The sequence below is a fragment of the Pseudomonas sp. THAF187a genome (assembly GCF_009363395.1).
Lineage (GTDB): Bacteria > Pseudomonadota > Gammaproteobacteria > Pseudomonadales > Pseudomonadaceae > Aquipseudomonas > Aquipseudomonas khazarica.
Map to the genome: position 1 here is coordinate 4,526,561 of NZ_CP045349.1, position 19,627 is coordinate 4,546,187.

15 protein-coding genes and 4 tRNA genes are annotated in these 19,627 nt (G+C 59.9%); all 19 read right to left on the minus strand.

Annotated elements, in window-relative coordinates; translation table 11 throughout:
• Positions 1-5 precede the first annotated feature (5 nt).
• A complete protein-coding gene (gene fusA, locus FIV02_RS21165; protein ID WP_037057235.1) occupies positions 6-2,153 on the minus strand; it encodes an elongation factor G in 2,148 nt (715 codons plus the stop codon).
• Between the two features lie 30 nt (positions 2,154-2,183).
• Complete coding sequence (gene rpsG / locus FIV02_RS21170) at positions 2,184-2,654, minus strand: 30S ribosomal protein S7 (RefSeq protein ID WP_003246741.1); 471 nt, start codon at positions 2,652-2,654, stop codon at positions 2,184-2,186.
• 104 nt (positions 2,655-2,758) lie between these two features.
• Positions 2,759-3,130 (minus strand): 30S ribosomal protein S12, encoded by a 372-nt coding sequence (gene rpsL, locus FIV02_RS21175; RefSeq protein WP_004373429.1) that lies wholly within the window; start codon positions 3,128-3,130, stop codon positions 2,759-2,761.
• 146 nt (positions 3,131-3,276) lie between these two features.
• Positions 3,277-7,476: a DNA-directed RNA polymerase subunit beta' gene (gene rpoC / locus FIV02_RS21180; RefSeq protein ID WP_037057238.1), complete on the minus strand. Its 4,200-nt coding sequence runs from the start codon at positions 7,474-7,476 to the stop codon at positions 3,277-3,279.
• A gap of 61 nt (positions 7,477-7,537) precedes the next feature.
• Entirely contained in the window at positions 7,538-11,611 is a 4,074-nt protein-coding gene (gene rpoB / locus FIV02_RS21185; protein ID WP_152489707.1) for a DNA-directed RNA polymerase subunit beta, read from the minus strand.
• A 221-nt stretch (positions 11,612-11,832) separates the two neighbouring features.
• Complete coding sequence (gene rplL, locus FIV02_RS21190) at positions 11,833-12,201, minus strand: 50S ribosomal protein L7/L12 (RefSeq protein ID WP_037057245.1); 369 nt, start codon at positions 12,199-12,201, stop codon at positions 11,833-11,835.
• Positions 12,202-12,282: 81 nt separating this feature from the next.
• Complete coding sequence (gene rplJ, locus FIV02_RS21195) at positions 12,283-12,783, minus strand: 50S ribosomal protein L10 (protein WP_037057248.1); 501 nt, start codon at positions 12,781-12,783, stop codon at positions 12,283-12,285.
• 215 nt (positions 12,784-12,998) lie between these two features.
• Positions 12,999-13,694 carry a 50S ribosomal protein L1 gene (gene rplA / locus FIV02_RS21200; RefSeq protein ID WP_037057251.1) on the minus strand — a complete coding sequence of 232 codons (696 nt, stop codon included), beginning with the start codon at positions 13,692-13,694 and terminating at the stop codon, positions 12,999-13,001.
• On the minus strand, positions 13,694-14,125 hold the full coding sequence (gene rplK / locus FIV02_RS21205; protein WP_021488823.1) for a 50S ribosomal protein L11: 432 nt from the start codon (positions 14,123-14,125) through the stop codon (positions 13,694-13,696). The genes rplA and rplK overlap by 1 nt, the downstream gene beginning before the upstream one ends.
• 119 nt (positions 14,126-14,244) lie before the next feature.
• Positions 14,245-14,778, minus strand: coding sequence for a transcription termination/antitermination protein NusG (nusG, locus tag FIV02_RS21210; RefSeq protein ID WP_037057253.1), 534 nt, complete (start codon positions 14,776-14,778; stop codon positions 14,245-14,247).
• Positions 14,779-14,787: 9 nt separating this feature from the next.
• Positions 14,788-15,156 carry a preprotein translocase subunit SecE gene (secE, locus tag FIV02_RS21215; RefSeq protein ID WP_037057257.1) on the minus strand — a complete coding sequence of 123 codons (369 nt, stop codon included), beginning with the start codon at positions 15,154-15,156 and terminating at the stop codon, positions 14,788-14,790.
• Positions 15,157-15,198: 42 nt separating this feature from the next.
• Positions 15,199-15,274: transfer RNA gene (locus tag FIV02_RS21220), tRNA-Trp, on the minus strand.
• Between the two features lie 53 nt (positions 15,275-15,327).
• Entirely contained in the window at positions 15,328-16,521 is a 1,194-nt protein-coding gene (gene tuf, locus FIV02_RS21225; RefSeq protein WP_152489706.1) for an elongation factor Tu, read from the minus strand.
• Between the two features lie 84 nt (positions 16,522-16,605).
• Positions 16,606-16,681, minus strand: a tRNA-Thr gene (locus tag FIV02_RS21230).
• A 26-nt stretch (positions 16,682-16,707) separates the two neighbouring features.
• Positions 16,708-16,781: transfer RNA gene (locus FIV02_RS21235), tRNA-Gly, on the minus strand.
• A gap of 24 nt (positions 16,782-16,805) precedes the next feature.
• Positions 16,806-16,890 (minus strand) — tRNA-Tyr (locus FIV02_RS21240).
• A gap of 141 nt (positions 16,891-17,031) precedes the next feature.
• Complete coding sequence (locus FIV02_RS21245) at positions 17,032-17,721, minus strand: SPOR domain-containing protein (protein WP_152489708.1); 690 nt, start codon at positions 17,719-17,721, stop codon at positions 17,032-17,034.
• A gap of 8 nt (positions 17,722-17,729) precedes the next feature.
• On the minus strand, positions 17,730-18,479 hold the full coding sequence (locus tag FIV02_RS21250) for a pantothenate kinase (RefSeq protein WP_152489709.1): 750 nt from the start codon (positions 18,477-18,479) through the stop codon (positions 17,730-17,732).
• Entirely contained in the window at positions 18,469-19,434 is a 966-nt protein-coding gene (gene birA / locus FIV02_RS21255) for a bifunctional biotin--[acetyl-CoA-carboxylase] ligase/biotin operon repressor BirA (RefSeq protein ID WP_152490150.1), read from the minus strand. The genes FIV02_RS21250 and birA overlap by 11 nt, the downstream gene beginning before the upstream one ends.
• Between the last annotated feature and the right edge of the window lie 193 nt (positions 19,435-19,627).

A 19,627-nucleotide genomic window follows, 5' to 3' on the forward strand; every position in this document is an offset into this window, starting at 1 on the left:
CGGGATTAGCCTTGTTTTTTAACCAGTGCTTCGACGATGTTCGCCGGAGCCTCTGCGTACTTGGAGAATTCCATGGAGTAGCTGGCGCGACCCTGGGACATGGAACGAACGTCGGTAGCGTAACCAAACATCTCGCCCAGCGGAACTTCGGCACGGATGACCTTGCCGGAGACCGAATCTTCCATACCCTGGATCAGACCACGACGACGGTTCAGGTCACCCATCACGTCACCCATGTAATCCTCAGGAGTCACCACTTCCACTTTCATGATCGGCTCGAGCACCTTGCCGCCACCCTTCTGGGCCAGCTGCTTGGTCGCCATGGAGGCAGCGATCTTGAACGCCATCTCGTTGGAGTCGACGTCGTGGTAGGAACCATCGAACACGGTAGCCTTCAGGCCGATCAGCGGATAGCCGGCAACGACGCCGTTCTTCATCTGCTCTTCGATACCCTTCTGGATAGCCGGGATGTATTCCTTCGGTACCACACCACCAACGACCTCGTTAGTGAACACCAGGCCTTCAGTGATGTTGCCCTTGTCGTCCACGTCCGGAGTCGAGAAGCGAATCCAGCAGTGACCGAACTGACCGCGACCACCGGACTGACGAACGAACTTGCCTTCGATCTCGACAGCGTCCTTGGTGATGGTTTCACGGTAGGAAACCTGCGGCTTACCGATGTTGGCTTCAACGTTGAACTCGCGCTTCATGCGGTCAACGAGAATGTCCAGGTGCAGCTCACCCATACCGGAGATGATGGTCTGACCGGTTTCCTCGTCAGTCTTGACGCGGAACGACGGGTCTTCCTGAGCGAGTTTGCCCAGAGCGATACCCATCTTCTCCTGGTCAGCCTTGGTTTTCGGCTCTACAGCTACCGAAATCACCGGCTCCGGGAAGTCCATACGTTCGAGGATGATCTGCTTCTCGGGATCGCACAGGGTTTCACCAGTGGTGACGTCCTTCATGCCGATCAGAGCAGCGATGTCACCAGCGCGTACTTCTTTGATCTCTTCACGCTGGTTGGCGTGCATCTGCACCATACGACCAACGCGCTCTTTCTTGCCCTTCACGGAGTTGATGACCGACTGGCCAGACTCCAGAACGCCCGAGTAGACGCGAACGAAGGTCAGGGTACCGACGAACGGGTCGGTCGCGATCTTGAACGCCAGAGCCGAGAACGGCTCGTTGTCGTCAGCGTGACGCTCGTCGTAGTCCGACTCTTCCATCTGCTCTTTCGGCTTCTCGGCCAGATCCGGGTGGATACCCTTGATCGCCGGGATCTCGGTCGGAGCAGGCAGGAAGTCGATGACGGCGTCCAGAACCAGGGGAACGCCCTTGTTCTTGAACGAAGAACCGCAGACAGCAGGAACGATCTCGCTCGCCAGAGTACGGGCGCGCAGACCAGCCTTGATGTCGTCGACGGACAGGTCACCTTCTTCGAGGTACTTGTTCATCAGCTCTTCGTTGGCCTCGGCAGCAGCCTCGACCATGTTGGAGCGCCATTCGTTGGCCAGGTCTACCAGCTCCGCAGGAATCTCTTCCTCGCGATAGGTAGTGCCCTTGTCGTCATCGTTCCAGTAGATGGCTTTCATCTTGATCAGGTCGACCTGACCCTGGAAGTTGTCCTCGGCACCGATGGCGATCTGGATTGGAACCGGGGTGTGACCCAGACGGTTCTTGATCTGACCGACGACGCGCAGGAAGTTGGCACCGGCACGGTCCATCTTGTTCACGTAGACGATACGCGGAACACCGTACTTGTTGGCCTGACGCCATACGGTTTCGGACTGCGGCTCAACGCCCGAAGTACCACAGAACACAACGACAGCACCGTCGAGTACACGCAGGGAGCGCTCTACTTCGATGGTGAAGTCAACGTGACCGGGGGTATCGATGACGTTTACGCGGTACTTGTCGTACTGACGACGAGAACCTTCCCAGAAGGTGGTGATCGCAGCAGAAGTAATGGTAATACCACGCTCCTGCTCCTGAACCATCCAGTCGGTGGTCGCGGCGCCATCATGCACCTCGCCCATCTTGTGGCTCAGGCCTGTGTAGAACAGGATCCGCTCGGTAGTGGTGGTCTTGCCCGCGTCAACGTGGGCACAGATACCGATGTTACGGTAGCGGTTAATTGCTGTATTACGAGCCATAAAGCCCTCGCAAGGTTAGTGGAGCCGGAATTAGAAGCGGTAGTGCGAGAAAGCCTTGTTGGCTTCAGCCATACGGTGCACGTCTTCACGCTTCTTGACAGCAGCGCCTTTGCCTTCAGCAGCATCCAGCAACTCACCAGCCAGACGCAGAGCCATGGACTTCTCACCACGCTTGCGCGCGTAGTCCACCAGCCAGCGCATGGCCAGAGCGTTACGACGGGACGGACGAACTTCGACCGGAACCTGGTAGGTAGCACCGCCTACACGGCGGGACTTGACTTCGACCAGCGGAGCGATGGCGTCGAGAGCTTTCTCGAAGATCTCCAGGGGATCGCTGTTCTTGCGTGCTTTGACAGTGTCCAGAGCACCGTAAACGATGCGCTCGGCCACGGCCTTCTTGCCGCTTTCCATCACGTGGTTCATGAATTTGGCGAGGATCTGGCTTCCGTATTTCGGATCGTCCAGGATCTCACGCTTGGCTGCTACACGACGTCTTGGCATTGATAAGCCCTCAAACGGTCTTCAGGTTAGCTCGGGACCAACGGCGAACGCCGCGCCCGACCTTACTCTTATCGACTCAACTAAATAAAAAGGATCAAGCGGCCTTATTTCGGACGCTTGGTACCGTACTTGGAACGACCCTGCTTACGGTCTTTGACGCCGGAGGTATCCAGCGAACCACGCACGGTGTGGTAGCGCACACCCGGAAGGTCTTTTACACGACCGCCACGGATCAGCACGACGCTGTGCTCTTGCAGGTTGTGGCCTTCACCGCCGATGTACGAAGACACTTCGTAGCCGTTGGTCAGACGCACGCGGCATACCTTACGCAGTGCCGAGTTAGGTTTCTTCGGCGTGGTGGTGTACACGCGGGTGCACACGCCACGACGCTGCGGGCAGTTCTGCAGCGCAGGCACGTCGGATTTCTCGACGATGCGCTTACGCGGCTGACGTACCAGCTGGTTGATAGTTGCCATCTACTAGCTCCACTGTTGTCTTTCGACGCTCACAAATAAAGATGGCAGAGCCAAACGCCCTGCCAAATTTAGGGGTGCATGAGTCTAAAGAGACTCACGTCCCCAGTCAAGGCAAAGCCCCGCCAGCGAACTGACGGGGCTTCGACTCAATTTCCGCTGGAGTTCAGCGCTTCGGTCAGTGCGGCTTCGACCTCACTGGCGCTGACGCGGACCGGCTTGTCGGCATCACGCTTGCGCTTGCGCTCGCTGTGATAGGCCAGGCCGGTACCAGCCGGGATCAGACGACCCACGACCACGTTCTCTTTCAGACCACGCAGGTAGTCGCGCTTGCCAGTAACCGCCGCCTCGGTGAGGACGCGGGTGGTTTCCTGGAAGGAAGCCGCCGAGATGAACGACTCGGTGGACAGCGACGCCTTGGTGATACCCAGCAGTACGCGGGTGTACTTGGCGATGAACTTGTCTTCCTCGGCCAGACGCTCGTTCTCGCCCAGAACCTGGGTGAGCTCCATCTGGTCGCCCTTGATGAAGGACGAATCGCCGGACTCGCTGACTTCGACCTTGCGCAGCATCTGACGCAGGATGGTCTCGATGTGCTTGTCGTTGATCTTCACGCCCTGCAGACGGTAAACGTCCTGGATCTCGTTGACGATGTACTTGGCCAGCGCGCTGACGCCCAGCAGACGCAGGATGTCGTGCGGATCGCTCGGACCGTCGGAGATGACTTCACCCTTGTTGACCTGTTCACCTTCGAACACGTTCAGGTGACGCCACTTCGGAATCAGCTCCTCGTACGGATCGCTGCCATCGGTCGGAGTGATGACCAGACGGCGCTTGCCCTTGGTCTCCTTTCCGAACGAGATGGTGCCGCTGATTTCCGCCAGGATCGAAGCTTCCTTCGGACGACGGGCTTCGAACAGGTCGGCAACGCGCGGCAGACCACCGGTGATGTCGCGGGTCTTCGAGGTTTCCTGCGGGATACGGGCGATAACGTCACCGACCGCGATCTGCGCACCATCCGCCACACCGACCAGGGCGTTGGCAGGCAGGAAGTACTGGGCCGGTACGTCGGTACCCGGCAGCAGCAGTTCCTTGCCGTTGGCGTCGACCATCTTGATGGCCGGACGAATGTCCTTGCCAGCAGCCGGACGATCCTTCGGATCCATCACCTCGATGTTGGTCAGACCGGTCAGTTCGTCGGTCTGGCGCTTGATGGTGATGCCCTCCTCCATGCCGACGAAGGTCACGATACCCTTCATTTCGGTCACGATCGGGTGGGTGTGCGGGTCCCACTTGGCGACGATGGCGCCAGCGTCGACCTTGTCGCCTTCCTTCACGGAAATAACGGCACCGTACGGCAGCTTGTAGCGCTCGCGCTCACGACCGAACTCGTCGGCCACGGCCAGCTCACCGGAACGGGAAACCGCTACCAGGTTGCCGTCGACACGCTCGACGTGCTTCAGGTTGTGCAGACGGATCGCACCACCGTTCTTCACCTGGACGCTGTCGGCAGCCGAGGTACGGCTTGCAGCACCACCGATGTGGAAGGTACGCATGGTCAGCTGGGTACCCGGCTCACCGATCGACTGGGCAGCGATAACGCCGACCGCCTCACCGATGTTGACCTGGTGACCACGGGCCAGATCGCGGCCGTAGCACGCGGAGCAGATGCCGTAGCGGGTTTCGCAGGTGATCGGCGAACGCACGACCACTTCGTCGACGCTGTTCAGCTCGATGAACTCGACCCACTGCTCGTCGATCAGGGTACCGGCCGGCACGATGATCTCGTCGCTGCCCGGCTTCGGCACGTCCTTGGCAATGACACGACCCAGAACGCGCTCACCGAGCGGCTCGACCACGTCGCCGCCTTCGATGTGCGGAGTCATCAGCAGACCGTGTTCGGTACCGCAGTCGACCTCGGTCACCACCAGATCCTGGGCCACGTCGACCAGACGACGGGTCAGGTAACCGGAGTTCGCGGTCTTCAGTGCGGTATCCGCCAGACCTTTACGAGCACCGTGGGTGGAGATGAAGTACTGCAGAACCGACAGGCCTTCACGGAAGTTCGCCGTGATCGGCGTTTCGATGATGGAACCGTCCGGCTTGGCCATCAGACCACGCATACCGGCCAGCTGACGAATCTGGGCTGCGGAACCCCGCGCACCGGAGTCGGCCATCATGTACATGGAGTTGAAGGACTCCTGCTCGACGGTCTTGCCTTCGCGATCGACCACCGGCTCTTTCGAGAGGTTGGCCATCATCGCCTTGGAGACTTCGTCGTTGGCCTTCGACCACAGGTCGATCACCTTGTTGTACTTCTCGCCCTGGGTAACCAGGCCGGAGGCGTACTGCGATTCGATTTCCTTCACTTCCTCGGTGGCGGCATCGATAATGCGCGCTTTTTCATCCGGGATGACGAAGTCGTTCACGCCGATCGACACACCGGAGATGGTCGAGTAGGCGAAACCGGTGTACATCAGCTGGTCGGCGAAGATGACGGTGTCCTTCAGACCCACGGTGCGGTAGCACTGGTTGATCAGCTTGGAGATCGCCTTCTTCTTCATCGGCTGGTTGACCACGTCGTAGGACAGGCCGGCCGGTACCACCTGGAACAGCAGCGCGCGGCCGACGGTGGTGTCGACGATGCGGGTGTTCTTGCTGATCGAACCGTCTTTCTCTTTGACGGTTTCGTTGATACGCACTTTCACACGGGCGTGCAGGGACGCTTCGCCGGCGCGGAACACGCGGTCGACTTCCTGCAGATCGGCGAAGACGCGACCTTCACCCTTGGCGTTCACCGCTTCACGGGTCATGTAGTACAGACCCAGAACCACGTCCTGCGACGGTACGATGATCGGCTCGCCGTTGGCGGGCGAGAGGATGTTGTTGGTCGACATCATCAGCGCGCGCGCTTCCAGCTGGGCCTCGAGGGTCAGCGGCACGTGCACGGCCATCTGGTCACCGTCGAAGTCGGCGTTGTACGCGGCGCAGACCAGCGGGTGCAGCTGGATGGCCTTGCCTTCGATCAGAACCGGCTCGAACGCCTGGATACCCAGACGGTGCAGGGTCGGTGCACGGTTGAGCAGCACGGGATGTTCGCGGATGACTTCGGCGAGAACGTCCCAGACCTCGGGCAGCTCGCGCTCGACCATCTTCTTGGCCGCCTTGATGGTGGTCGCCAGACCACGGGCTTCCAGCTTGCCGAAGATGAACGGCTTGAACAGCTCCAGCGCCATCTTCTTCGGCAGACCGCACTGGTGCAGGCGCAGGGTCGGGCCCACGGTAATAACGGAGCGACCGGAGTAGTCCACGCGCTTACCGAGCAGGTTCTGACGGAAGCGACCTTGCTTACCCTTGATCATGTCGGCCAGCGACTTCAGCGGACGCTTGTTCGAGCCGGTGATGGCGCGACCGCGACGGCCGTTGTCGAGCAGGGCGTCGACCGCTTCCTGCAGCATGCGCTTTTCGTTGCGCACGATGATGTCCGGCGCCGACAGATCGAGCAGGCGCTTCAGACGGTTGTTACGGTTGATCACGCGGCGATACAGATCGTTCAGATCCGAAGTCGCGAAGCGGCCACCATCCAGCGGCACCAGCGGACGCAGGTCCGGCGGCAGAACCGGCAGAACGGTCAGGACCATCCACTCCGGCAGGTTACCGGAGTCCTTGAAGGCTTCCATCAGCTTCAGGCGCTTGGACAGCTTCTTGATCTTGGTCTCGGAGTTGGTCTGCGGAATCTCTTCACGCAGGCGGCCGATCTCGTGATCCAGGTCGATGGCGTGCAGCAGCTCGCGCACGGCTTCGGCGCCCATGCGCGCGTCGAAGTCGTCACCGAACTCTTCGAGGGCTTCGAAGTACTGCTCGTCGTTCAGCAGCTGCCCCTTCTCGAGGGTGGTCATGCCCGGATCGATCACCACGTAGCTCTCGAAGTAGAGCACGCGCTCGATGTCACGCAGGGTCATGTCCATCAGCAGGCCGATACGGGACGGCAGCGACTTCAGGAACCAGATGTGGGCAACCGGCGAGGCCAGTTCGATGTGCGCCATGCGCTCACGACGAACCTTGGCCAGCGCGACTTCAACGCCGCACTTCTCGCAGATCACACCGCGGTGCTTGAGGCGCTTGTACTTGCCGCACAGGCACTCGTAGTCCTTGACCGGGCCAAAGATCTTGGCGCAGAACAGGCCGTCGCGCTCTGGCTTGAAGGTACGGTAGTTGATGGTTTCCGGCTTTTTAACTTCACCGAACGACCACGAACGGATCATCTCAGGCGAGGCCAACCCGATGCGGATGGCGTCGAACTCTTCGATCTGACCCTGGTTTTTCAGCAAATTCAGTAGGTCTTTCAAGGCCTTTCCTCCTGGCGGAGCGGAGAGCGGGCTAACCGCCCCGCTCTCCTCGCGTCACGTGTTATTCGGTTTCCAGATCGATGTCGATGCCGAGCGAACGGATCTCTTTGATCAGCACGTTGAAGGACTCGGGCATGCCCGGCTCCATCCGGTGATCGCCATCCACGATGTTCTTGTACATCTTGGTACGGCCGTTCACGTCGTCCGACTTCACGGTCAGCATTTCCTGCAGGGTGTAGGCGGCACCGTAGGCTTCCAGCGCCCAGACCTCCATCTCCCCGAAACGCTGACCACCGAACTGCGCCTTACCACCCAGCGGCTGCTGGGTAACCAGGCTGTAGGAACCAGTGGAACGCGCGTGCATCTTGTCGTCCACCAAGTGGTTCAGTTTGAGCATGTACATGTAGCCGACGGTGGTCGGGCGCTCGAACTGGTTACCAGTACGACCGTCGAACAGACGCATCTGGCCGCTTTCCGGCAGATCGGCCAGCTTCAGCATGGCCTTGATCTCGGTTTCCTTGGCACCGTCGAACACGGCAGTCGCCATCGGCACGCCGCCTTTCAGGTTCTTCGCCAGCTCGAGGATCTCGTTGTCGGAGAACTCGTCGAGGTTTTCCTGACGACCACCGATCTCGTTGTAGATCTCGGCGAGGAACTTGCGCAGCTCAGCGATCTTGCGCTGCTCTTCGAGCATGCGGTTGATCTTCTCGCCCAGGCCCTTGGCCGCCAGGCCCAGGTGGGTTTCGAGGATCTGACCGACGTTCATACGCGACGGTACGCCCAGCGGGTTGAGGACGATGTCGACCGGCGTACCGTTGGCGTCGTGCGGCATGTCTTCGACCGGCATGATCACCGAGACCACACCCTTGTTACCGTGACGACCGGCCATCTTGTCACCCGGCTGGATGCGACGGCGGATGGCCAGGTAGACCTTGACGATCTTCAGTACGCCCGGAGCCAGGTCATCGCCCTGCTGCAGCTTGCGCTTCTTGTCTTCGAACTTGTCGTCGAGCAGCTGACGGCGGTCGGAGATGTAGGCCTGCGCCTTCTCCAGCTGCTCGTTCAGCGCGTCGTCGGCCATGCGCAGTTTGAACCACTGACCACGCTCGAGGCCGTCGAGGAACTCGTCGGTGACCGCGCTGCCTTTCTTCAGGCCGGCGCCGCCTTCGGCGATGGCACCCACCAGAGCGGAACGCAGACGCTCGAAGGTCGCGCCTTCGACGATGCGGAACTCTTCGTTCAGATCCTTGCGGATCTCGTCGAGCTGCTCTTTCTCGATGGCCAGGGCACGGCTGTCGCGCTCGACACCATCACGGGTGAAGACCTGTACGTCGATGACGGTACCCTTGGTGCCGGTCGGCACGCGCAGGGAGGTGTCCTTCACGTCGGACGCCTTCTCACCGAAGATCGCACGCAGCAGCTTCTCTTCCGGAGTCAGCTGGGTCTCGCCTTTCGGGGTGACCTTGCCGACCAGGATGTCGCCCGGGCCGACTTCGGCACCGACGTAGACGATACCGGCTTCGTCCAGCTTGTTCAGTGCAGCTTCACCAACGTTCGGGATATCCGAGGAGATTTCCTCTGGGCCGAGCTTGGTGTCACGCGCCACACAGGTCAGTTCCTGGATGTGGATGGTGGTGAAGCGGTCTTCCTGAACCACGCGCTCGGACAGGCAGATGGAGTCTTCGAAGTTGAAGCCGTTCCACGGCATGAACGCAACGCGCATGTTCTGACCCAGCGCCAGTTCACCCATGTCGGTGGACGGGCCGTCAGCCATGATGTCGCCACGCGCAACCTGATCACCCTTGCTCACCAGCGGACGCTGGTTGATGCAGGTGTTCTGGTTGGAGCGGGTGTACTTGGTCAGGTTGTAGATGTCGACACCGGCTTCGCCAGTTTCGACTTCGTCATCATTGACGCGAACCACGATACGGCTGGCGTCGACCGAGTCGATCACGCCACCGCGACGGGCCACGACGCAGACACCGGAGTCACGGGCGACGTTGCGCTCCATGCCGGTACCTACCAGCGGCTTGTCGGCGCGCAGGGTCGGTACAGCCTGACGCTGCATGTTCGAACCCATGAGTGCACGGTTGGCGTCGTCGTGCTCGAGGAACGGAATCAGCGAGGCAGCGACGGAAACAACCTGCTTCGGCGAAACGTCCATCAGGGTGACGTCTTCCGGCGCCTTCACGGTGAATTCGTTCAGGTGACGTACGGCAACCAGCTCGTCGATCAGCTCACCCTTGTCGTTCAGGGTGGCGGAGGCCTGGGCGATCACGTGATCGGCTTCTTCGATGGCCGACAGGAACACGATGTCGTTGGTGACCTTGCCTTCCTTGACCACGCGGTACGGGCTTTCCAGGAAGCCGTACTGGTTGGTGCGGGCGTAGGCAGCCAGCGAGTTGATCAGACCGATGTTCGGACCTTCAGGCGTCTCGATCGGGCACACACGGCCGTAGTGGGTCGGGTGTACGTCGCGGACTTCGAAGCCGGCGCGCTCACGGGTCAGACCACCTGGGCCGAGTGCGGAAACGCGGCGCTTGTGGGTGATCTCGGAGAGCGGGTTGTTCTGGTCCATGAACTGGGAAAGCTGGCTGGAACCGAAGAACTCCTTCACCGCCGCCGCAACCGGCTTGGCGTTGATCAGATCCTGCGGCATCAGGCCTTCGCTTTCGGCCATCGACAGACGTTCCTTGACCGCGCGCTCGACACGCACCAGGCCCACGCGGAACTGGTTCTCGGCCATCTCGCCGACGCAACGTACGCGACGGTTACCCAGGTGGTCGATGTCATCGACGATGCCTTTGCCGTTACGGATGTCGACCAGGGTCTTCAGTACGGCAACGATGTCTTCCTTGCTCAGCACGCCCGAACCTTCGATCTCGGTACGACCGATACGACGGTTGAACTTCATGCGGCCGACGGCAGACAGATCGTAACGCTCGGCGCTGAAGAACAGGTTGTTGAACAGGGTCTCGGCGGCATCCTTGGTTGGCGGCTCGCCCGGGCGCATCATGCGGTAGATCTCGACCAGCGCCTCCAGCTGATTGGTGGTGCTGTCGATCTTCAGGGTGTCGCTGATGAACGGACCACAGTCGATGTCGTTGGTGTACAGGGTCTCGAAGCGGACAACCTGTGCCTTGGACATCTTGACCAGCAGGTCGGCGGTCAGCTCGGTGTTGCACTCGGCGATGATTTCGCCGGTGGCCGGATGCACGACGGCCTTGGCAGTGGTGCGGCCAATGACGTACTCGAGCGGAACGTCCAGCTCTTTGATGCCAGCCTTGTCCAGCTGGTTGATGTGGCGGGCAGTGATACGACGGCCCTGCTCCACGATCACCTTGCCGCTGCTGTCCTTGATGTCCAGGACCGCGACTTCACCGCGCAGGCGCTGAGGCACGAGCTCCAGGCTCAGGCCTTCGCTCTTAACGTGGTAGACGTTGGTGTCGTAGAAGGCATCCAGCACTTCCTCGGTGCTGTAGCCGAGCGCGCGCAGCAGGACGGACGCCGGCAGTTTGCGGCGACGGTCGATACGCACGAATACCGCGTCCTTCGGGTCGAACTCGAAGTCCAGCCAGGAACCGCGGTAAGGGATGATGCGAGCGGAGTACAGCAGCTTGCCCGAGCTGTGGGTCTTGCCACGGTCGTGGTCGAAGAACACGCCCGGCGAACGGTGCAGCTGGGAAACGATCACACGCTCGGTACCGTTGATGACGAAGGTACCGTTCTCGGTCATGAGCGGGATTTCGCCCATGTACACTTCCTGCTCTTTGATGTCCTTGATCGCTTTGTTCGACGATTCTTTGTCGAAAATGATCAGACGCACCTTCACGCGCAGCGGCACGGCGAAGGTCACGCCACGCAGGACGCACTCCTTGACGTCGAACGCCGGATCGCCCAGGCGATAGCCGACGTACTCCAGAGCGGCGTTGCCGGAGTAGCTGATGATCGGGAATACCGATTTGAAGGCCGCATGCAGGCCGATGTCACGGAACTGTTCCTTGCTCGCCCCTTGCTGCAGGAATTCGCGATAGGAATCCAGCTGGATGGCCAGGAGGTAAGGCACATCCATGACATCCGGCAACTTGCTAAAGTCCTTGCGGATACGTTTTTTCTCAGTGTATGAGTAAGCCATCAGCGTTCCCCAGCTTGGTCACCTGCTTATTTGGCCAGCGCCGGCGGCGATGACCAGAAAATCGTGCAAACCCTCGGTTTGCGGCCGCCTCTCGGGCGGGATCTTCCCGATTCCAGGCTGACTGACGAACAGCCAACCTAGAACGGAAAAAGGCCGGTGGCAAAAGCCACCAGCCATCAGCCTTGTGCGAGTCGCTCGGGCTGTAGACGCAAGGTGCGAACTTACTTGAGCTCGACCTTGGCGCCTGCTTCTTCCAGGGCTTTCTTGGCAGCTTCGGCTTCTTCTTTCGAAGCGCCTTCCTTGACCACGCCCGGGGCGCCGTCAACGACAGCCTTGGCTTCTTTCAGGCCCAGACCGGTCAGCTCGCGAACAGCCTTGATCACGTTCACTTTCTTGTCGCCAGCTTCAGCCAGAACGATGGTGAACTCGGTTTGCTCTTCAGCAGCCGGAGCAGCAGCAGCCGGACCGGCAGCAACAGCAGCAGCAGCGGTAACGCCGAAGGTTTCTTCCATCGCTTTGATCAGCTCAACGATTTCCATAACGGATTTCTGGCCGATAGCTTCGATGATTTGCTCGTTAGTCAGGGACATGACTATCAATTCCTGTATTGGGGTGACGGCCTTACGCGACCATCAAATTAAACATGTGATTTCGAAAGTGCTTACGCGGCCTTAGGCAGCAGCAGCTTCTTTCTGGTCGCGAATAGCTGCCAGCGTGCGAGCGAGTTTGCTGGTGGCGCCTTGAATCACGCTCATCAGCTGGGCAATGCCCTCTTCGCGGGTCGGCAGGCTTGCCAGTACGTCGATCTGGTTTGCTGCGAGGAACTGGCCCTCGAACGCAGCTGCCTTGATCTCGAACTTGTCCTGACCCTTGGCGAAATCCTTGAAGATACGGGCAGCAGCGCCCGGATGTTCGTTGGAGAACGCGATCAGGGTCGGGCCTTTGAACACGTCGTTGAGCACGTCGAACTGAGTGCCTTCAACAGCGCGCTTGAGCAGGGTGTTACGTACGACTTTCACGTACACACCAGCCGCTCGGGCCTCTTTACGGAGTCCGGTCATTGCGCCGACGGTCACGCCACGGGCATCAGCCACGACAGCGGACAGACCGGCTTTGGCAGCCTCGTTGACTTCAGCGACGATGGCCTTCTTGTCTTCGAGTTTAATTGCCACGGGTTTACTCCTGGATGTTACCGTTTCGTCCGACATGGGCCGGACGGCGTTTTGGTGTCTGATTCGGTATGAATCGGGAGCACCATCTGCGTAGGCTCAGGGAGATCGCTCTCTCTGCTTTAAAGCTTGCGCCACCTACGGTCTTGGATAGCCCCCGCCAGGCAGGGACCCCAATTTTTTCAAAGCCGGCAGCACAAGGCTGCCGGCTCAATCACTTACGCGTCGAGCGAAGCCTGATCGATGATCAGACCAGGACCCATGGTGGTGCTCAGGGTCACGCGCTTGACGTAGATGCCTTTCGAAGTCGACGGCTTCAGACGCTTCAGGTCAGCCAGCAGGGCTTCCACGTTCTGCTTCAGCGCGGTGGCTTCGAAGCCGACCTTGCCAACGGAAGTGTGGATGATGCCGTTCTTGTCGGTACGGAAACGCACCTGACCAGCCTTGGCATTCTTGACCGCAGTAGCGACGTCCGGAGTCACGGTGCCGACTTTCGGGTTCGGCATCAGGCCGCGCGGGCCGAGAACCTGACCCAACTGGCCGACAACGCGCATGGCGTCCGGGGAAGCGATGACGACGTCGTAGTTCAGGTCGCCGGCTTTCATTTCGGCAGCCAGATCGTCCATACCTACCTTGTCGGCACCAGCAGCCAGAGCGGCTTCAGCGCCCGGACCCTGGGTGAACACGGCAACGCGAACGCTTTTACCGGTGCCGTTCGGCAGAACGGTGGCGCCACGAACGACCTGGTCGGATTTACGCGGGTCTACGCCCAGGTTCACTGCGACGTCGAAGGACTCGGTGAACTTGACAGCAGACAGCTCGGCCAGCAGGCCGGCAGCTTCTTCGAAGGTGTAGGCCTTGCCGGCTTCAACCTTGGCCGCAATGGCCTTTTGGCGCTTGGTCAACTTAGCCATTACACACCCTCCACGTTCAGGCCCATGCTACGAGCGGAGCCGGCGATGGTGCGCACGGCCGCATCCAGGTCAGCGGCAGTCAGATCGGCCTGCTTGGTCTTGGCGATCTCTTCCAGCTGAGCACGGGTAACGGTGCCTACTTTGACGGTGTTCGGGCGAGCGGAGCCGCTGCTCAGGCCAGCGGCCTTCTTCAGCAGTACCGATGCCGGGGTGCTCTTGGTTTCAAAGGTGAAGCTACGGTCGCTGTAAACGGTGATGATCACAGGAGTCGGCAGACCAGGTTCCATGCCCTGAGTCTTGGCGTTGAACGCCTTGCAGAATTCCATGATGTTGACACCGTGCTGACCCAGAGCCGGACCAACGGGTGGCGACGGGTTTGCCTGACCGGCTTTAACCTGCAGCTTGATATAAGCCTGAATTTTCTTAGCCATTAGCTACTCCAATTTCGGGTTCGAACGCCTGACGGCTCCCCGAGGTTACTTACGCATTTATCCCAGTGACGACAAAACCCCGCAGCCTAAGGCTGCGGGGTGTGGGATGCTTATGTCAGTTATGCCTTCTCGACCTGACTGAACTCCAGCTCGACCGGGGTGGAGCGACCGAAGATGGTCACTGCAACCTGGATACGGCTCTTCTCGTAATTCACTTCTTCGACCACGCCACCGAAATCGGCGAACGGGCCATCGACAACACGGACCATCTCGCCCGGCTCGAACAGCGTCTTCGGCTTGGGCTTGTCGCCGTTATCGGCAACACGACGGAGAATGGCTTCAGCTTCTTTCTCGGTGATCGGCGCCGGCTTGTCGGCAGTACCACCAATGAAGCCCATGACGCGCGGCGTATCCTTGATCAAGTGCCAAGTCGCCTCGTTCATTTCCATCTGGACCAGAACATAGCCAGGGAAGAACTTGCGCTCACTCTTGCGCTTCTGACCGTTGCGCATCTCGACCACTTCTTCAGTGGGCACGAGAATTTCGCCGAATTCATCTTCCATTCCAGCGAGTTTCACGCGCTCGATCAGCGAGCGCATCACATGCTTCTCGTAACCCGAGTAGGCATGCACGACGTACCAACGCTTAGCCACGAGACACCCTTAACCAACAATCAGGGAAACAAGCCAACCGAGCAGGGAATCGAGCCCCCACAACAGCAGCGCCATTACCAGGACAACAGCAACCACGATCAACGTGGTCTGCGTGGTTTCCTGACGGGTCGGCCAAACAACTTTACGAATCTCGACGCGAGCTTCTTTCAGCAGAACCGCGAACGCCTGGCCGCGAGCAGTCTGAAACGCCACGAAGGCAGCAACAGCACCCAGAGCAACCAGACCCAGAACACGATACAGAACCGGCTCAGCAGAGAAGTACTGATTACCTACGACACCCACAACAACCAGGGCAGCGACAACCAGCCACTTGACCAGATCAAAGCGAGAGTCTTTGGCTTCAGCCTTAACATTCATTCGAGAAGATCCTGTGAAAGACACGCCAGATTCGTTAGAAAATGGCAGGTCAGGAGGGAATCGAACCCCCAACCTGCGGTTTTGGAGACCGCCGCTCTGCCAATTGAGCTACTGACCTAAAGCAAAATCAGGCCGACCATTATGCCGGCCCGAGAGGAACAGATCAACCGATTACTCGACGATCTTGGCAACCACGCCGGCGCCGACGGTACGACCGCCTTCGCGGATCGCGAAGCGCAGGCCGTCTTCCATGGCGATCGGCTTGATCAGGGTGACAACCATTTTGATGTTGTCGCCCGGCATTACCATCTCAACGCCTTCCGGCAGTTCGCACGAACCGGTCACGTCAGTGGTACGGAAGTAGAACTGCGGACGGTAGCCCTTGAAGAACGGGGTGTGACGACCACCTTCTTCCTTGGACAGAACGTACACTTCAGCTTCGAACTTGGTGTGCGGCTTGATGGTGCCCGGCTTGGCCAGAACCTGACCACGCTCGACTTCATCACGCTTGGTGCCGCGCAGCAGCACGCCGCAGTTCTCACCAGCACGACCTTCGTCCAGCAGCTTGCGGAACATCTCAACGCCGGTGCAGGTAGTCTTGGTGGTCGGACGCAGACCGACGATTTCGATTTCTTCCTGGATCTTGACGATACCGCGCTCTACACGACCGGTAACAACAGTACCGCGGCCGGAGATCGAGAATACGTCTTCGATCGGCATCAGGAACGGACGATCGATGGCACGAACCGGCTCAGGAATGTAGCTATCCAGAGTCTCGACCAGCTTCTTAACGGCAGTGGTGCCCAGCTCGTTGTCGTCTTCGCCGTTCAGGGCCATCAGAGCAGAACCGATGATGATCGGAGTGTCGTCGCCCGGGAAGTCGTAGGTGCTCAGCAGGTCGCGAACTTCCATCTCAACCAGTTCCAGCAGCTCGGCGTCGTCAACCATGTCGGCCTTGTTCAGGAACACGACGATGTACGGTACGCCAACCTGACGGGACAGCAGGATGTGCTCACGGGTTTGCGGCATCGGACCATCGGCAGCCGAGCAGACCAGGATCGCGCCGTCCATCTGGGCGGCACCGGTGATCATGTTCTTCACGTAGTCGGCGTGGCCCGGGCAGTCAACGTGCGCGTAGTGACGAATGGTGGAGTCGTACTCTACGTGCGCGGTGTTGATGGTGATACCACGAGCTTTTTCTTCCGGAGCGCTGTCGATCTTGTCGAAGTCGACCTTGGCCGAACCGAAAACTTCGGAGCAGACACGGGTCAGAGCAGCGGTCAGAGTGGTCTTACCGTGGTCAACGTGACCGATGGTGCCGACGTTGACGTGCGGTTTGTTACGTTCGAATTTCTCTTTAGCCATCTTGACCGTCTCCTAACGAAGAATTGAGCAAGCCATGCCGCCATTAAAACAAAGGCAGATACTTTCATATCTGCCTTCATTAGATGGAGCTCATGAGCGGACTTGAACCGCTGACCTCACCCTTACCAAGGGTGTGCTCTACCAACTGAGCTACATGAGCCAAACTCTATTGCGCCAACCACAAACTGGAGCGGGCAGCGGGAATCGAACCCGCATCATCAGCTTGGAAGGCTGAGGTTCTACCACTGAACTATGCCCGCGGAGCCTGCAGCTCACGCTGAATCTGGTGGAGGGGGAAGGATTCGAACCTTCGAAGTCGATGACGTCAGATTTACAGTCTGATCCCTTTGGCCGCTCGGGAACCCCTCCAAAGTGAGGCGGCATTTTCTAGATCTGCCACCCTGCTGTCAAGCTTTTTCTCATTAAAATCTTGAGGTTAGCTACTTTGACAACATCTTCGTCGGGAACCAACTTTGACCACCCTGCGAAGCGGGCGCCATTCTATGCAAACTATTGGAGCAATGCAACGCCCTCGCACGGCATTAATTGATGTTGCAAACCAGCGAAGTCTCCAGCCAGTCGCCCCAGCAGAAATTCGTCGGCCAGACGCCTGCTTTCCGGGGCCACCCGCACCCAGAAACTGCGATGGGCGCGCGACAATTCGCGCATCTGCGGCTCGTAACCCACTTCGCGAAGGCGCTGCATGACACTGTCGGCCGAATCGCTGCGCGGGAAGATGCCCAGGGAGATGCCATTAGCCAACTCCCCCTGCGTGATGATGTAACTGTCGATGCGCCGCGCCTGCAGCTCTCGCAACTGACGCAACGACGCCTGCCGGGACGCCAGCGGAGGCAGGTACACCCAGTACTCCACGCCCGCAGCCGCATCGATGCTGTGAACCTCAGCCTGTATGTCCAGGCTCAGCAGGCGCTGCTCGACGACCCGGGCGCGAGATTCCGCCTCGAAGCTCCCCAGGAAAAGACACACCGCCGCCTCGGAGGCCGCCGCCTGCGGCTCGACCTCCGGCTGCCTTGCGGGCAGACGAGGCGACTCGGCCTCGCTGAGCAGGCGTATGTCCTTGCGCGCCCCCTGATAAGAACTGGCCGGCGCCACCTCCTTGGCCCGCAACGGCGCCTGCTGTTGGTGCCAGACGTAGTAGAACGCGTTAAGAAGTAGCAGCAGTAGCAGGAACCAGCGCATGCCTTGCCTCAATTCAGGGGGCAGGCGATCGCCAACCCGACAAATACCAGATCCGCGACGACCTGAGCGCCCGGCACGACATCACGCACCAGATCGGCATCCCCACCCGTCAGGAACACCTCGAAGCCATCCGAAAAACGCGCCGTCGCCTGTGCCAACTGCTCGGCGACGAACCCGCGCAGCATCAGCACGCAACCACGCTCGACCGCCTCCGCAGTGGAACGCCCAGGATCCAGCTCCTGCAATGCCGCGAGTGCCACCTGGCGGTCGTAACGAATACGCCGGGTGTGCGTGCTCAGCTGATCGCGCATCAACGGCAGCCCCGGACAGATGAAGCCGCCCAGGTGCGCACCATCGGCAGAGATGAAATCGGCTGTGACGGCCGTCCCCAGATCCACCACCAGACAGGCGCGCTGACCGAGATGGTAAGCCCCGAGCACGGCCAGCCAGCGGTCCAGGCCCAGGCGCTGGAAGTCAGCATAGCCATTGCGTACAGCGCCGACCTGACTGGCGGACTGAGCGCAAACCGCCTCCACGCCCAGAGACGCACGCAGACGGGCAACCAACTGCTCGGTCTCGGCATCGCTGCGCACACTGACCATGCGGCAATGCTCCACTTGCAGATCAGGGACAGCCGACAGCGCCTCGAACAGGCCGGCATCGTCGTTGACCACGCCAGCGGCAATACGCTGAGCAGCGTCGATGGAGATCACTCGCCATTTGATGAAGCTGTTACCGCAGTCGAGCTCAAGAATCATGCTGCAACCTCAGGCTCAACTCGCCACCGCTGAAGATTTGATCGACACCATCGACACTCAGCCGAATCGCCCCTCGTTCATCGACGCCCTGCACCACACCCAGGATTGCGTTGCTCCCCGCAGTCAACGCGACGGAGCGGCCTCGCCACACGTGCAACGCCTCCCACTCTTCTCGCAAGCCGGCAAAGCCCTGCTGCCAATGCGTGGAGAGGTGCACACGCAACTGCTTCAGGAGTTCAGCCGCCAACTGGTTGCGGTCGAGCGCGTGGCCGAGACACTGCCGCACCGACGTCCAGGGCTGATCGATCAACGCAGGCGTATCGACCAGCATGTTCACATTGATACCGATACCGATCACGACATGGCAGACATCGGCAGGATCGCCGGCAAGCTCGAGCAGTATTCCGGATATCTTGCGCCCATCGACCAACACGTCATTCGGCCACTTGAGCCCGGCCGCAGTCACGCCACACGCCCGCAGCGCTTTCGCCACCGCCAGGCCGACGGTCAGACTCAGGGCCTCGACCTGACTCATTCCACCATCAACGCGCAGGACAAGACTGCAATAGAGGTTCTCGGCAAACGGACTCGCCCACACCCGACCTCGCCGCCCGCGACCCGCGGTCTGACGTTCGGCAAGCAACACGAAAGGCGGACGAGCGCCGGCATCGAGGCGGCGGAAGATTTCCGCATTCGTCGAATCCAGGCTGGACTCGACAGCGATGGGCCAGTCCACCTCTCCCGCCGCTTGTGAAATCCGCTCGGCATCGAGCAGGACCAGGGGCGAAGAAAGCCGATAGCCTTTACCTGGGACCTTGAACACCTCGACCCCCAGTTCAGCCTCCAGGCCCTGCAACTGCTTCCAGATGGCACTCCGACTGATCCCGAGCCGAGCCCCAAGGGCTTCACCGGAATGGAAGCGACCATCCTGCAGAAGTTTCAACAATTCCAGCATGCGAGGCCCCGCTATGAACAAGGCTGGCATGATAACGACGAGGCTTGTACTTGCATAGAAAACGCAGTGTTCCACCGCCGATCCGGGGAGAAGATCCAAGCACTGCACCGCGCCGGCAAACACCCCGAAAGCGCTGCACAGGAACATCTTCAGCCGCGAACGCCCCGACCACCCAGGTGCGGCGATCACCGCG